Genomic DNA, 15,294 nt, shown 5'->3' on the forward strand with positions numbered 1-15,294 from the left:
TATAACGGCCAAGCTACATGACACTAGAAGCATAATCATTTTTCTTATCATTGGATTCTTGCACCTCTCCAATCAGAAGTCTGTATTGTTCTGTCTGTTCCTCAGTGGCTTGATGCCGGAATTGTTCAAACAGATTCACACATTTAATGATTATGCTATCACTCTTTATTTTAGCAGAGGATTCAAGACTTTGGAGCAGGAAGCCCATTCCTTCCGGGCGGTGATTGCGTAAATAATAGTTGGCTAATTCCGCGAGAAAGGTAGAGTACTGGTCGGCCAGGATTTGCTGGTTGTGAAGCTCCCCGAAGTCCTTCAGGTTGGTCCGGTAAGGGATATAGGAAGGGAACTGTTCAAGCACCTCATCCACATTCCAGGAGAAGCGGTTGGCTGAGATCACAATATGGTACAGGGCTACAAAGATCTCACTGGCATGCGGAGCAATATAGGCCACATATTCAGGCAGCACTCCATAGTCGCCGGACATCATTCGGTAGAGGAGGGTATTGGCCGTGCCCCATTCCTGGAATTGGTCCAGGATGTGCCGGGTGTCTTCCCCTTTTTCGCGTATCCAGCTCCTATCCATATATAGAGCTACGTATTTCAGCGCCGATTCATAGTCCCGGAATTCTTCGCACACGCTTGCCCGCATCAGATGCGAATACAGCGCGTAGAAGAATACCGGCTTCTCCGGGCATTTATCCTGGCGGTCTCTGCGCTGCGACCGGTGCAGATGGTGGTAGCTGAGCATGGCAAGACGGTGCATCTCCTGAGCCAGCGCGTCCACCTTGTCCCATTTGTGCAGCGAATAATAGACATGCATCAGAGCTTTCAGTCCATCGAGCTGATCAGACACCTCAAGCCGTTCAATATAACATTCGAATAAAAGAGCAGCCTGGAGGTTGAGTGTCTGGCTGTCTCCTAGGGCAATGCGGAACAAACGGTACTGGCAGAGGGCCAGCCGCTCGGAATGCTGATACTTCTCGCTCGCGCTGATATTCTTGTACAGCACGGCTGCCGCCTGCCAGTGATGCTGCTGGAACAAGTCCTCGGCCACTTCAAAAAGCATCGGAGCATAGGTTAGGTTGTCCAGCAGATTTTTGACTACTAGCTCTATACAGTCCAGCCGCCCCAGCTCCGCCGAATTCAGGATGAAGGGGCGCAGCCGCCGCCAGGTGGGTGCCGAATATAAAAAGCACTCATCGACATACATACTATAGAAATGATCCTCCGGCAATGACATGCCCCGGGTGATCAATTTCAGGTGATTCATGGCAATCGGCTGCTGGCCGCTAAGGATACGGCTTAAGGTGCCGGAATTAACGCCGGACTGAATGGAGAACTGGTTGATGGACAACTGCTGGGAATAGAGATAAGCCTCAAGATGACTGCGAATCGTTGTGAGAGGCTTCAAGGGATCACCGCCTGACTGAATTCCATATTTTGGATTATTGTATATGTGTATAATATAAGTCATTATTCCAATGGTCAATAGAGTGATGGGGAGAAACCGTGAACAATGGAAAAAAGCATTCCCGTGGTCCCAGGAACGCTTAGTCTTCATAGGCGGGCAGACAGCGGATCAGGCGGTGTAGATCCCTGCTTCATTCTTGATCCTGCGGCGCTCGATGACTTCTTCATAATCCTTAATCAGTCTGTCAAAAATCTGCTCCCAGGAGCGCTGGAGGGCTTGGTGCCGGCCTTCACGGCCCATTGCGCTCCGCAGCAGGGGCCTGGCGGCGGCGGTGCAGATCTGCTCTGCCATAGCTGCCGGGCTGCGCGGCCCGAACAGCATGCCGGTGACACCGGGTGCGATCAGCTCCCGCGTTCCGCCTGCATCTGCGGCGATCACGGGAAGCCCCGACGCCATGGCTTCAAGCACGACGTTGCCGAAGGTCTCCGTGCAGGAGGGGAAGACGAACAGATCGGCGGAGGCGTACAGCTCTGCCAGCTCTTCGCCGTGTCTGGCACCGGTGAAGGTGACATTCTCCGGTGCCTGCCACTTCAGCTCAGGCAGCAGCGGGCCATCGCCGACAATCACCAGCTGAATCTTTGAACGCACGGACTCCGGCAGGAGCTGCATAGCCTGAAGGAGGGTGGTGAGATCTTTTTCCGGGGCAATCCGTCCGACATAGAGCATCATCAGCGCTGCCCCCTTGCCGTAACGCTCCCTGGTCTCTTCGCTTCGTCTCTCCGGTGAGTAGAGGGTACAGTCCACGCCTCTGGACCATAAGCGCAGCCGGGTGAAGCCCTCCATGCGCAAGCTGGTTAGGGTCTCGCGGGAAGGGGCCAGGACGGCATCGCAGGACCGGTGATACCACTTCATGTATTTCCAGTAGAGCGGGAGGATTCTTCTCATTTTGTAATATTCGAGGTAACGGTCGAAGTGGGTGTGATAGGAGGCGACATGGGGGAGCTGCTGCTTGCGGGCATACCGGAGGCCGGTTAAGCCGATATTGAACGGGGTGGCGAGATGGAGCAGGTCAGGCGCGAACGCAGTCAGTTCACTCTGCATGGAGGACATGCCGGGCAGGGCCAGTCTGCACTCGGGATAGAGGAAAAAGGGGATGCTGGCCACGGGTCTGACAGGATCGGGGTAGCTGCTCTCTGGAGCGGATTTTGGCGTGAACAGCAGATGTTCAATTCCCCGGCGGTGCAGGTGGCTGGTCAGCCGGCCGAGTGTACGGGCAACGCCATTTGTCTGCGGAAGAAAAGTGTCCGTGAATAGAGCCAGACGCATCGGTATCCCTCCCAGTAATCTTGTTGCCTTGATCTTAACAACCAACTATTACTTGGAGATCATCTGCAGGTTAAACAACTTGCATGAAGAGGGGATTTTGCGGGGAGGGTCAGGGAGAACCCGGGAGGACAAGGGAGGACAAGGGAAGACCAGGAGGACTAGGGAGGACTAGGGTAATAAGGTTAAAGGATGAGCGGAACGGGTATACATGAGGTATCAGGAATGAAGGAGGTATAAGGAGATGAGCAAAGATCTGCCGCCGAAGGTTGTCCCCGATGTGAAGCCGGATATCCTCCCGGAGCCGGTTGTGATCCCGCCGGAGGTTGTGCCGGAGAAGCATCCCGAAATCGTACCGCCGGAGCAGCCGGATATGGTGCCGCCGGCCCCGCCCGAGATTCTTCCGAATGATCCGCTGTAAGCTGGAATGCTGTCTGACAGAAGGATAATGTATAAATTGTGCTGAGCGCCCGGGGAACCGGGCGTTTTTATGATTGAGCATTTTGCATTAATCTAAACCCTTGCTATACAAAGGGATTTTGGATATAAAAAAGGACTTCACCCCAACTTGGAGAAGTTTTTTGGTGACCAAACCAAAACACTCAAGAGGAGGAAGCCCCCTTTGTATATTCTCCAAGAAAGTCTATTTTCCTTTGAGGAGCTTCAAAAAATCGAATCGAAAGAACGACTGCCTATCTTTTTTAGTGCACTGGACTTACGACCGTATGCCAGGCAATTGAAAAACCCTTCACCCCGAGGAGCGGATGGGCACTGCCGTCAAGGCATTCTTCGCGCATTACTCGCGGCTCCCTTAGAGAACATCGATACGTTCACTGGCCTAGCGCGTAGACTGGAGTTTGACCTTCGTTTTCGTTACCAATGTGGGCTTCGGCTGGATATCCCTGCCCCTTCCATTTCCACGTTAAGCCGGGTTTTTGCCGAATTGGCCCGTAAAAACCTTGCCCGGCAGTTATTTGAGGATCTTGTCGCTCAGTGTCAAGAAGCTGGAATCATCGACGGCACGCATGTCGCTATCGATAGCGCAGCGATTCGCGCCTATGAGAAAAAAGAACCCAAGCGGAAAAGCGAGCTCACCGGCAATGCCAACTGGGGAGTTAAACTCGATACGTTTGGCAACAAAGTCAAGTGGTTTGGCTATAAGCTGCATCTGGCCGTCGATACGAAGAGTGAACTTCCGATTGCCCTAAACGTTACGCCTGCTCATGTGAATGATGGCGATGAGGGACCCGGACTCATGAAGGAAATCGTCAAGCGATTCAAGCCTCTTTTTTTCATGCTGGATGCAGGATATGACCAAATGAAAAACTACGAAACGGCTCGCAGCGTCAACGCCCAAGCGATTATTCCCATGAATCCGCGGAACGAAAAGGAACCTCCTGCAGGCATGACAAGCAAAGGGACACCTTACTGTTCGATGGGGTTTCCAATGACGTATTGGGGACAGGAAAAGGAACGTTTGAAGTTTCGTTGTCCACACGCTACGGGGAAAGTAGATTGTCCTTTAGGCATGACGGCCTGTTCGTCGTCCAATTACGGTATGGTCGTTAAGGTCAGCAGCAAAGACGATTTACGCCGCTATTCATTACCACACCGCGAAAGCCGGAATTGGAAGGAACTCTACAACAAGCGAACGAGTGTAGAACGCTGTAATTCTCGAATGAAGACCTATCTAACGGCAGACCAATTGCATGTTTGGGGCATTCAGAAAGTTACGACTCACCAATATTTGAATGCCATTGTGCTGCTTGCTTCTGCGCTCGCTGTATCGAGACAAAGAGTTGTAACGGCCGCTTAAAATTTAGCTATTCCGCAAATTCTGCCCGTCTGTCCATTTTTGCTCTTCTTTTCCCAAAACCTAAATTTAACTTGCAGTATAGCCTTATCTTTTTCCTGCAAATGAATTATGCAAAATGCTCGATTATATAGGAAACTATAGTTTCCGGCTGCTGTGGAAAAGGTGAGTGTAAATTTGTGGATATGAGTTCTTGGAAAGAAGGAGAATGTATGTGAAAAACAGCATACATTGTGTTCGCGAGCAGGAGGGGCGTTCGGACAAGCAAGAAGTCACTGTAAAGGGAAATAGGTGGATTTTGTACACTTGCTGATGACCAAAAGCCCTCTGCTGCAACAATAGTTGGAATAACAACACTTAATTCGCACATATCCTCCAAAGTAGCGAAAAGTAACTGGAATAAATGTACAAAATGCACTTCTTACCCGATATTCTTGAGAAACCGGCGAAATTAAGATACGTTTTTCCAATTGTTTGCGGCAGGCAGCCGTCTCATCAGCTGGAAAAGGGTGCGGCGGTAATAGAGAAGTTGGCTGACGTTTGGTAGGCTCAACCTCAACTCCCAGGGAGACTTGTCCAAATGGGTTCAGCGTATTGATTCTGCAGATTCATGCTGCAATCCTTGCCGGTATCGTAGGAGCGGTTGCCCAGTGCCAGTGTGAACTGCTCAAGCTTGCGGCTTGCCGCAGCGGAGTCCTCCGTACATTCCAGCCAATCGGCAAGCGCTCCGAGCACCGTCCGTCCTTCCGCAAGGGCCGCCTCCCACAGCTCCCACACAGATTCGGTCTGCACCTCGGAATATAGTGCGGGATGCCGCCACCGGGAGTGCCGCTCATTCAGATAATCCAGCCGTTCCTCGCGGGCAGTGAGCTTCCGTGAGAACAACCGGCGGGTACGGCCCCAGGTTATAGCCTTCTTCCAGCCCTTCGGGTCATACAGGCATTTCTGAGCCAGCACCATATCGCGGTACGCGCTCTGCCAGATCTCTGCGGGCAGTCGATCCATAGTCTCCGGGTAATGCTTAAGGGCGGTGGCATGAAGAATGCGATGAACCGTCTCAGGCAGCCGGGCACCTGTGTCAATTGTAGCCCAGGCAGCGTGCTGCCAGGTGTTCATCCCGTGCAGCCGCTTCATGAACAAAGTGTCCAGGTCAATCTCAAACCGCTGATGGGCACGGTACTTATAGCCCGCCTTCCAGTTAATATAGGGATGGAGGTTGCGGTCCAGCAGGTGATGGGTCAAGAAACCGAGGAAATAGAGCTGGGCCTGGGCCGCTTCCGTTCCTTCAAGTCTCCGGGCAGCCTCCCAGAAATCAATAAGTACAGGCCCGCAGCTCTGCGTATGCATCTGGTCTCCGAGATGAAGTGCCCGGGTATCTCGTCTCCAAGGAAGAAAGCTGTGATATAACAGGAAATCTGGACCCTGACAGCCGAGATTATAGAGCCGCGGCTGTTGTTCCAGCAGATGGAGACACGGGAAACGGCTGCTGAATTCTCCGGCCAGCTGCTGACCGAATTCGATATGCATCCAAATATTGGGCATGATTGATCCTCCTACTAGTTATGATGGATACCATGCAGTGATAATCTAATCCATTGTAATGCCTATATGTTAAAACAAAATAAGAAATATGTGTGAAATTAGGCAGAGCTGTACATTCCCGTACATTAAGGTAGACATGATCACGGGCACAAGAGTATTCTTATATGGCCTTAAGACAACCATAACACTGTAATATGCAACTGGCAAAAGGAGGCTCATATCTATGAAGTCCCGTTCCTCTGAACGCGTTAAAATGCCTCCGGGATTCTGGACAGGAATAAGCCGCCTGGGGATTGCTGCCCGCGACGTAGCCCGCCAGGCACAGCTCCCTGTAACGATAACAACAGAAGCCACGGTTACCACTGCCCAATATTTCGCCATCTGGCAGGCGTATTCCGAGCTCGCCGGGGATCTTGCGTCAGGCATCACCAGGCTTGCGGCCGCCTTTGACACCGCGCAGTATCCTCCCGCCGTATTAGCGACTTATCACGCCCGTGACTACCGCGATGCCTTGCACCGCATGGTCAGGTACAAACAGATGTGTCCGCCCGAAAGCCTGCGGATGACTGAGGAGAACGGGCAGTGCACCATAGAACTGGAGTGGGGGTCTACAGGGCTGCCCGGTCCGCCGGTGCTGGCGGGGATCACGCTGGCTTTTCTCTTGGAGCTTGGAAGAAAGGGGACGGGTCAGCCCTTGAAAGCGCAGGCCGCCGAATTTGTCAACTCCATGGGCGATGAACAAGTGCTTGAAGCTTATTTCGGCTGCGCGATTCAAACAGGCGGGAAGTATAACCGGTTGACCCTGCTGCAAAGCCATCTGGACCTTCCCTTTGTTTCTTATAACAAAGAACTGCTGGAGATCCTTGCTCCTGCACTGGACCGCTCACTCGACGAACAGCTTGACAGCTTCTCTGTATCCGGGAGGGTCAAGGTGATCATTGCACACTGTCTCGCAGGTGGATGCCCCGACCTCCAGACAGTTGCGAAGGAGCTTACGATGAGCGGGCGGACCTTGCAGCGCCGGCTGACTGACGAGAAGATGACCTTCAAGCAGCTATTGACACAAGTCAGACATGAGCAGGCACGGGAGTACTTGGCAAATCCTTCGCTTGATCTTAAAGAGGTGGCGTTTCTGACCGGGTATGAGGATCAGAACTCTTTCTTCCGTGCCTTCCGTCATTGGGAAGGGGTTACGCCTTCACAGTGGCGTGCGGAACACCTGAATAGTTGAACACCTGAATGCACGAATTTGCTGAGCTGTAACTTTTGGCGTGTCCGGCAAGAAGCTTGGCGTAAGGTGCTAGTTACTGAACGATCCCAACAAGATAATATAATCACTATCCGCAACACAACAAGGAATGAATAAGGAGAAGTGCATTATGGAGATGGGATTACACAATACAACAGCGCTAGTTACAGGATCAACGAAGGGTATAGGAAAAGCTATCGCGATAGAGCTTGCCAAGGAAGGCGTCAACGTATTGGTCAATGGTCGGAATAGGGAAGAGGTAGAACAGATTGTCCGTGAATTGAAGTTGAATTACCCAGCCACCGCTCCTCAGAATGCCGCAGCCGATCTTGCCGATCCTGAACAAAGACAAGCCTTATTCGCCCAATTCCCCAGCGTTGATATTCTGATCAACAGTATGGGCATTTATGAATTGATGCCGTATGAGGAAGTGGACGAGGATATCTGGGAGAAGTATTTCCGCACGAATGTGCTGGCTGCAAACGGATTAACGAAATTATATTTACCTGGAATGTTGAGCAGGAATTATGGCCGCGTGATCTTCATTGCCAGCGAAGAGGCGGTCATGCCCTCAGGACAAATGCCTCAATATGCGATGACCAAATCCATGCTGCTGTCCCTGTCCAAAAGTATCTCTAAAGTGACAGCAGGAACAGAGGTTACAGTGAATACCATTATGCCTGGACCAACACTCTCTGAAAAAGTGCATCACATCATTGAGGGAATGTATCCTGACGAAAATTTAACTTTTGCAGAAAAAGAGCAGAAATTCATGGCGGCCAACCTGCCGCAATCGGAATTACAGCGTTTCATCAAGCCGGTGGAAATCGGCAGGCTGGCTGCCTTCGTATGCAGTCCTTATGCGGCGGCCTTTAAAGGTTCTCCCATCCGCATGGATGGAGGGATGGTGCCGACTATATATTGATGGAGGTGTACATGCTCAACAGCAAACAGCGGCACCCGGGACGGTTAAGCCCCGGGATGCCGCTGTTTTGCTGTATCAGGGCCGGATTCAGCCCAGTTTGATCATGTCCCGGAATACACCGGGAAAAGAGTCAGGGATCGCTATCGCACCGACGGTCTTCTCATAGAACGGCTGTGCGTCCTCGACCCAGCCGATGACGGCGTAGCCGTAGCCGTTCTGGTGCATCGCGGACAGGCATTCCAGCAGCAGGGCCTTCCCGATGCCCAGCCCCCGGTAATCGTCCAGCACGCCGGTCGGGCCGAAGAAATTCTTCATTACAACCTCGTGACAGGCGAAGCCGATCACCTCGCCCTGCTTCACTGCGATATAGCAGTGGACGGGCAGGTGGGCGAAGGCTACCTCGCATTCATTCCGCCAGCTCTCCGTGAAATGGCGGCCGACAAAATCCACAATGGCCTGCTTATCTCCGGTCATCGCCCGTTTAATAACAATGCCTTGTCCACGCAGACGCTCCAGCAGCGCCCCGTTGTCCGGCAGATCGTACAGCTTCACAAGCATATCAGGCATCAGCTATCCCCCGCTTTCTGTTCTATGATCTCAAGATCGGTAATCATGGCATGCAGGTCTGCTTCAAACAGTTCCGGCCGGTAGAAGCGGGAGCGGATGAACAGCTCCGCCATCTGCGGCGGAAGCAGCTCGGCAAGCACGGTCTGCATTCTTAGCTTGGCTCTCCGCAGATCTCCATATCCGCTCCTGTATTTGTCCCGGAGGAAGGTCAGCACTTCCTCACTGCCCGGCGACATCGCGCCCCGGAAGAGGAAGGTATGCAGCGGGGAACGGCGCTGCGCCGGAATCTCATACTGGATCATGGCGTCGATCAGCTCGGCGGTCAAGCGGTTCTTCCTCACCTCAGGCAGCAGTTGCGGGATCATGGCATAATAGTCGGTTACCGCATAATCTGCCCATTCTTCCCCGCTAAGGAGAGCGGCGGGCAGTCCGTGGAAGCGGTGCAGAAACCGGACCAGGAAGGTAGAGAGATCTGCCCCGGCATTCCAGCTCTGCTCTGCGGCCAGGAAGGCCGGATAACGCGAGGTCTCGAACAGCCCGTAAGGACTGCCCAGCGAGAACGGGCAACCCCAATTCGTATGAATAATGCCGCCCAGCTGCTCGGAGCGTGCGAGCTCAATCCAATCCAGCACATTCTTGACCCGGTTATGGATGACCGGATAATTCTGGTCCCCGTTATCATCCCAGCAGCGGACAGAGGAAGCGCCGAGGGTCTCGATGCCCGCATCCCGCAGCTTATGGAGAATCAGCCGGGCATCAGCCTTCATCCGGTGTCCGCCATAGATCCAGACGACAACCACAATCCGTTTGTCCAGCGCCGCAATCTCTTCCGCAGTAGCGTGCATAATCATATCATGCCAGATCATCGGCTGCTTGCCAAGGCTGACCGTCTTCTCCGCCAGTTGATTGACGAAGCGGATGAACGAAGCCTCCGGGGTAAGCCCGGACCGCTTGCAGTCTTCACAGGTGCCGAGGGTCCAGACCTCATCGCAGCCCAGGTGAAGATAGTCGCTGTGGGGATGAAGGGCAGCCACTTCCTCCAGAATGCCGGCCATCATCTCGAAGGAGCCTGGGCGGTGCGGGCACAGCTCCGAGACTGTCTCCGGGACCTCGCGCAGACCGATATAAGCCGGATGCTTCAGGATATATTCCAGATGGCCGAAGGACTGCTGCTTCGGAATCACGGTGACGAAGTGGTCATGTGCGGCCTTCAGCAGCCGCTGGTGTTCTTCTTCGCTGAAGGCAAGCTCAGGATGGCGCAGGAAGCCCAGCTTACGGAAGGGCAGCTTGTCTTCATATTCGATGACCAGCGTATTGATCTTATAATCGGCCAGCTCCGCGATATACTCCAGGATATGCTCATAGGTCGGATAGACCGTGCGCAGATCGAGATAATCGCTGCGCAGCTTCAGCTCCGCCCAGTCGGCAACCGTAAGTGCAGGCACAGTGCCTTTGCCGGAGGTTATCAGCTGCTCCAGCGTCTTAATGCCGTAGAACAGGCCGGACGCACTGAGCGCATACAGCTCAATCCGGTCCGTGTCTGTAATCAGCACGTAGCCGTCATGCTTGCCCTCAACCCGCCGGGCCATCAGCGGGTTGAGCGGGGTACCGCCCGTGACCAGGGAGAATACACCGCTGCCGTCATGCGTAGTACGCACCGTCACCTCTGTGAATATCCTTTGCGCTGCCGTGAGCAGCCGGACATCCTTCATGGGGAGCTGAAGCTGCACCGTCCAGCCGCGAATACCGCTGACCGGCTCCGGTCCCCGGCTCTGCACCACCTGAGGCTCTGGAATCAGCTGAAGGTTCATAGCCAGCGGACCCGGCCTTTGAAGCGTTCAATGAAGCGGTTATTCCACTCATCCCCGCCGGGAGCGTTGCCGCTGCGCCAGACCGGCACCTCGATCCCTTTCGCTCCGAGACAGGCCGCTGTAGTCATCATCAGGGAATTGAGCAGAAAAGCGTTGGCGAAGGTGGAGGTCGAACCCATCTTCGGTTCAATCCCGTCAATATGCAGCGCAGCGTCACCGGGCTTCACCTTGCTGTCCAGGACATAGTCGCACAGCTCATACAGATTCTGCCCTGAAGGGTGGCGGGCAATATGATCCTTAGGCGTAGCTTCAGCATGACCGACCGAAGTAACGGCAATCGTTGTGACTCCCCGGCGCCGGGCTTCTACAGCCGCATCGACACAGGCGGTGTTAATGCCGTAAGCATTGGCAAGAATCAGAATATCGCCCTCGCCTAGCCGGTTGTCTTCAATAACAAGCGTTCCGTAGCCGGGAGTGCGTTCAACGGCCATCGAGCGCAGGGCGCCGTTTGAGATCATTGTGCCTTCATCTAATATGGCGCTAATATGCATCAGGCCGCCGGCGCGGAAGAAGACCTCAGTCGCATTCATATTGGAATGGCCGCCCGGGCCGTAGAGGTAGACCAGCTTGTCCTGTGCGATATGATCCGCAAGCAGCTCTGCCACCTGCTGCAGCTTGTCCTGCGGTTCGTTCCGGATCTCATTCAGCAGCTCAACAATAGTATCCATATAAGCGGACATAATATCTGGCTTGGCGTTCATCTGGATTCCTCCTAAAAGTTTATAAGTACAAGCCCGTGTGTGCTTGCCTAGAAGATAACAAAGCGGGCAAACCAAGTAAATCAACTATTTTGCGCAAATCTGCACCGTTTTTGACCGATTTGGCCAACCGGATGTCATAGAGCAGCATCAGATGTAATCTGTGAATAGGATCAGATCCCTGAGGTTCCGTAAAATGAAACTGCACCGGCCGATGAGTTTGCTTCTAACGGACCTGAGAGCCCCTACTCCCTGGAAAACGCCACTTTTTGCGGTTTAACGGACGGAGTAGCCCTTATCGTCTCTCTATAAGATGTTTTCAAGTAGAAATTCCAAGAATAAGGACCATGGGGTCCGTTCCTTGGCCAAAGTGGAGACTTTCATCCGGAATAAGCGCGCCTCAGTCCGTTATGCCGGGCCAGACGCTCTAATGGACAACTCCCGTCAGCGGCAGGTAAAAATTTTTCTGAACGGGTCAGGATCGTGACTTATGTAAAATTCTTTGCTTTTCTATAATGAGAGATAAGATCACGCAAGAGGGGGGACAGAGCCTTTGAAGACGTCAGTTACCTTACCGCAGTCCCATCAGACACCAACTGCCGGCAGCAGAAAAAGAAAACGGATAGAAGCGGGGATGGGCTACTTTTTCACCGGTCCCATGCTGCTGGGGGTGCTGGTATTTACGCTTATTCCGATGATATTCTCCTTCATGCTCAGCTTCACCAAATGGTCGTTCGTTACCGGGTTTGATAAGATCCGCTGGAGCGGCCTCGATAATTTCCGCCAGCTGTTCCAGGATGAGGTGTTCCTGAAGTCGCTGGGCAATAACTTCATTATGCTGCTGGCCGTACCCGTCGGGATGGCGATCGCGCTGATCCTCGGGGTAATTATCACGAGTCATGTATATGCGCCGGGTGCCTTCAAGGTCATCTACTTCATGCCCCAGATATCCAGTGTAGTTGCTGTGGCGGTAGTGTGGCAGGTACTCTTCCATCCTTCGTACGGTCCGGTCAACGGTTTCCTGTCGGCGATCGGGGTGGACAATCCGCCCAAATGGCTGGCCGATCCCACGTATGCGCTTCCATCGGTCATGCTGCTGATGATCTGGATTGACCTTGGGGTCTCGCTGATTATCTACATTGCCGGGATCAAGAATATCCCTGCCGACCTGTATGAAGCGGCGACGATTGACGGCGCCTCCAAGCTCGCCCAGTTCCGCTCAATTACCTTTCCGCTGCTGACGCCGACGACCTTTTTCCTGCTGGTGACCGGGATTATCGGCAATTTCAAATCCTTCGCCCTGGTCAAGGTGCTGACGGACGGCGGACCGGCTAACTCCACTTCTGTCGTAGTGTACGATATGTACCAGACCGCATTTGTCGATCTTCAGACCGGTTATGCTTCATCCATGGTCATGATTCTGTTCGTCATCGTGCTTGCCATTACCGGCCTGCAGTGGCTGGGACAGCGTTATTGGGTCAATTACTAGATAAGGGAGGCACATACCTGTGAGAATAGGCAATCTGGACTGGGGAAAAGCCATCATCACCCTGATCATGGCACTGCTGGGCATTGTGTTTCTGCTCCCTTTTATATGGATGCTGTCCGCTTCGCTCAAGCCTGAGGCCGATGTGTTCAAATATCCGATCGAATGGATTCCGCAGACATGGAGGGCGGCGTTCAACTATCATTCCGTCTGGTTCGGCAAAGCAAACTTCACCCTGTATTACTGGAACTCGATTAAAGTCACGGCGCTCACAACACTTCTCTCCGTAGCGGTGTCCAGCATGGCGGCCTATGGCTTCACCAAAATCCGCTTCCCCGGCAGAAATGCACTTTTCGTACTGGTGCTGGCCACTTATATGATTCCTGCGGAAGCCACCCTGGTGCCGCTGTTCATTATCTTCCGCTCCACCGGCCTGTACGATACGCATCTGGGCCTGATCCTGCTTGGCGGGTTCAGCGTGCTGGGCACCTTTCTGCTCCGCCAGTTTTTTGCCTCACTCTCGAATGAGTATATCGAATCGGCGCAGATCGACGGCGCGGGACATATCCGTATCTTCCTCTCGATTCTGTTCCCGCTGGTCCGTCCCGCCATTGCCACTTATGCCATTCTGCGGTTCATCTGGACCTGGAATGATTTTCAGACGCCGCTGGTCTTCCTGAACAGCAAGACACTCTATACGCTTCAGCTTGGCATGAATGCCTTCGCTGACCGCAACGGCGCCTTCTATTCGCTCATCATGGCGGCTTCGGTCTCGGCGATTGTCCCGCTGCTGGTCGTGTTCATCCTCGGGCAGAAGCAGGTGATCGAAGGTATTTCCTTGGGGGGGGTGAAGGGGTGAGGGCTGGCAAGTTCCCGGAAGCTGCATAACCGGAAGACAGGCGGGCGGATAGGACGGTCAGGATGTGCATGAGAACTGCATGGAACTGTAGACCACATTAGAAGGGGTGTTAGTTATGAAAAAGAATGTGTTCGCTCTGGTATGGATCATCGTGCTTCTGGTAGCCCTGGCGGGCTGCGGCAACTCAAACAACACAAATGGTGCATCTCCCACTTCCGGCAGCACGGCTGCACCGGAGGCGGGGGAGAGTGCCGCACCTTCAGCAGAACCGGTAACGATCAAAGTCGCCAACTGGTCGCCTGCGGCGGATATGGAACCGATTCTGCAGGCGTACGAGGATTCCCATCCGGGAATTACACTGGAATACGTGGAGCTGGCTGACAACGGTGATTCCGTGGCCGGAATGAAGAAGCTGGATCTGCTCGTCGCGTCCGGCGAGAACCTGGATGTGGTATTCATGCCGGGGGCAACCGATTATTCACAGCGTGCCGGACTCGGACTGCTGGCTCCGCTGAATGACCTGATCAGCAAGGAAGGCATTACGCTGACAGACGAGTATACGGTTGATCCATCCGTTGACGGCAAGGTATATGCACTTCCGGATACGCTGGAGAATTATTTCGTCCTGCTGAACAAGGACAAGCTGGATGCGGCAGGCTTAGCCGTTCCCACTGAATGGAGCTGGGACGATTACCTTGATTACGCAGCCAAGCTGACCAGCGGCACCGGGCCGTCCAAGACCTTCGGTACGTATTTCCATACCTGGGCCATGTACTGGGAGCTGGCCGTCATCAACCAGGAGAAGGACAATAATCTGGTCAACAATGGTGTCCTTAATATTGATAGTGCGGGTATCCGCCAGTCCCTGGAGCTGCGCAGCAAGGCAGAGGCATCGGGAGTAGCGGTGCCGTATGCCGACACCATCTCCCAGAAGCTCGCGTACCGCTCGGAATTCTTCACCGGACATGCCGCGATGATCGTGACCGGCAACTGGATGATCGGCGAAGCAGGCGGGTCGGAAGAATTCCCTGCAACCTTCACTACCGCGTTCGCTCCGATGCCGTCCAATAGTGCCGGACAACCTGCGGGAGTCAGCATTGCCAACGGCAACTATGTAGGAATTCTGGAGAAGTCGGCACATCAGCAGGAAGCCTATGATTTCATCCGCTGGTACTCCACAGAGGGCGAGCAGATGCAGAATGTATATTCGGCGTGGAAGAAGCAGGATGTGGACAAGTTCATTGCCGGCGTCAAATCGGGTGCCATGAGCCCCGACAAGATTGACGAAGCCTCACTGGCCTATGTAATTAAGAATGCCAAGCCCGCACCGCTCAGCGTGCCGCCGACCTATCAAGGCGAGCTGGAAACAGCCTTTACCAAAGAAACCGAGCTGTACATCCTGAAACAGCAGGATCTGGAGACTACCATCAAGAAGGCGCAGGCTGAGCTGCAGAAGATTGTAGACGCCAACAAGTAAAAATTGGAAGCGCTGAATAGCCCTTTTTTACCCGGAATAATAGATTGAAATGAGCTGCTGGAGGCGGAAAGCT

Annotated in this window: 13 protein-coding genes; 7 read left to right on the forward strand and 6 right to left on the reverse strand. The window is 53.5% G+C overall.

The window, feature by feature from the left end; translation table 11 throughout:
• Positions 1-13 precede the first annotated feature (13 nt).
• Both MKY86_RS09140 and MKY86_RS09145 read right to left on the reverse strand, forming a co-directional pair.
• Positions 14-1,411, reverse strand: coding sequence for a transcriptional regulator (locus tag MKY86_RS09140; protein ID WP_083685810.1), 1,398 nt, complete (start codon positions 1,409-1,411; stop codon positions 14-16).
• A gap of 168 nt (positions 1,412-1,579) precedes the next feature.
• Complete coding sequence (locus MKY86_RS09145) at positions 1,580-2,737, reverse strand: glycosyltransferase family 4 protein (protein WP_076086372.1); 1,158 nt, start codon at positions 2,735-2,737, stop codon at positions 1,580-1,582.
• Between the two features lie 241 nt (positions 2,738-2,978).
• Here MKY86_RS09145 and MKY86_RS09150 point away from each other — a divergent pair, with 241 nt between their 5' ends.
• Both MKY86_RS09150 and MKY86_RS09155 read left to right on the forward strand, forming a co-directional pair.
• Positions 2,979-3,155: a hypothetical protein gene (locus MKY86_RS09150; RefSeq protein ID WP_340826726.1), complete on the forward strand. Its 177-nt coding sequence runs from the start codon at positions 2,979-2,981 to the stop codon at positions 3,153-3,155.
• Positions 3,156-3,356: 201 nt separating this feature from the next.
• The gene (locus MKY86_RS09155) at positions 3,357-4,550 is read left to right on the forward strand and encodes a transposase (RefSeq protein ID WP_076078203.1); all 1,194 of its coding nucleotides are present in this window, start codon (positions 3,357-3,359) and stop codon (positions 4,548-4,550) included.
• A 552-nt stretch (positions 4,551-5,102) separates the two neighbouring features.
• On the opposite strand, the gene MKY86_RS09160 is transcribed toward MKY86_RS09155, so the two are convergent.
• Complete coding sequence (locus tag MKY86_RS09160) at positions 5,103-6,089, reverse strand: zinc dependent phospholipase C family protein (protein WP_076078206.1); 987 nt, start codon at positions 6,087-6,089, stop codon at positions 5,103-5,105.
• A 223-nt stretch (positions 6,090-6,312) separates the two neighbouring features.
• Here MKY86_RS09160 and MKY86_RS09165 point away from each other — a divergent pair, with 223 nt between their 5' ends.
• Positions 6,313-7,320: an AraC family transcriptional regulator gene (locus tag MKY86_RS09165; protein WP_076078208.1), complete on the forward strand. Its 1,008-nt coding sequence runs from the start codon at positions 6,313-6,315 to the stop codon at positions 7,318-7,320.
• Between the two features lie 148 nt (positions 7,321-7,468).
• Entirely contained in the window at positions 7,469-8,263 is a 795-nt protein-coding gene (locus MKY86_RS09170; protein WP_076078211.1) for an SDR family NAD(P)-dependent oxidoreductase, read from the forward strand.
• Between the two features lie 87 nt (positions 8,264-8,350).
• Here the strand turns inward: MKY86_RS09170 and MKY86_RS09175 are convergent, their stop codons facing one another.
• From MKY86_RS09175 to MKY86_RS09185, 3 genes are read right to left on the reverse strand one after another with little or no spacing between them, the layout of a single operon-like run.
• Positions 8,351-8,830, reverse strand: coding sequence for a GNAT family N-acetyltransferase (locus tag MKY86_RS09175; RefSeq protein ID WP_076078214.1), 480 nt, complete (start codon positions 8,828-8,830; stop codon positions 8,351-8,353).
• Complete coding sequence (locus tag MKY86_RS09180) at positions 8,830-10,641, reverse strand: family 20 glycosylhydrolase (protein WP_076078216.1); 1,812 nt, start codon at positions 10,639-10,641, stop codon at positions 8,830-8,832. Before MKY86_RS09180 ends, MKY86_RS09175 begins: the two co-directional genes overlap by 1 nt.
• On the reverse strand, positions 10,638-11,402 hold the full coding sequence (locus MKY86_RS09185; RefSeq protein ID WP_081751153.1) for a sugar isomerase domain-containing protein: 765 nt from the start codon (positions 11,400-11,402) through the stop codon (positions 10,638-10,640). Before MKY86_RS09185 ends, MKY86_RS09180 begins: the two co-directional genes overlap by 4 nt.
• Before the next feature lie 631 nt (positions 11,403-12,033).
• Between MKY86_RS09185 and MKY86_RS09190 the strand changes: the two genes are divergently transcribed.
• The 3 genes from MKY86_RS09190 (at position 12,034) to MKY86_RS09200 (ending at position 15,221) form a co-directional block, all read left to right on the forward strand.
• Positions 12,034-12,888 carry a carbohydrate ABC transporter permease gene (locus MKY86_RS09190; RefSeq protein ID WP_083684876.1) on the forward strand — a complete coding sequence of 285 codons (855 nt, stop codon included), beginning with the start codon at positions 12,034-12,036 and terminating at the stop codon, positions 12,886-12,888.
• A gap of 67 nt (positions 12,889-12,955) precedes the next feature.
• A complete protein-coding gene (locus MKY86_RS09195; RefSeq protein WP_051478036.1) occupies positions 12,956-13,744 on the forward strand; it encodes a carbohydrate ABC transporter permease in 789 nt (262 codons plus the stop codon).
• A gap of 115 nt (positions 13,745-13,859) precedes the next feature.
• Positions 13,860-15,221, forward strand: a complete 1,362-nt coding sequence (locus tag MKY86_RS09200) for an ABC transporter substrate-binding protein (RefSeq protein WP_076078222.1) — start codon at positions 13,860-13,862, stop codon at positions 15,219-15,221.
• The last annotated feature ends 73 nt before the right edge of the window (positions 15,222-15,294 follow it).

Source organism: Paenibacillus sp. FSL R7-0333 (assembly GCF_038000365.1).
Taxonomy (GTDB): domain Bacteria; phylum Bacillota; class Bacilli; order Paenibacillales; family Paenibacillaceae; genus Paenibacillus_AQ; species Paenibacillus_AQ silagei.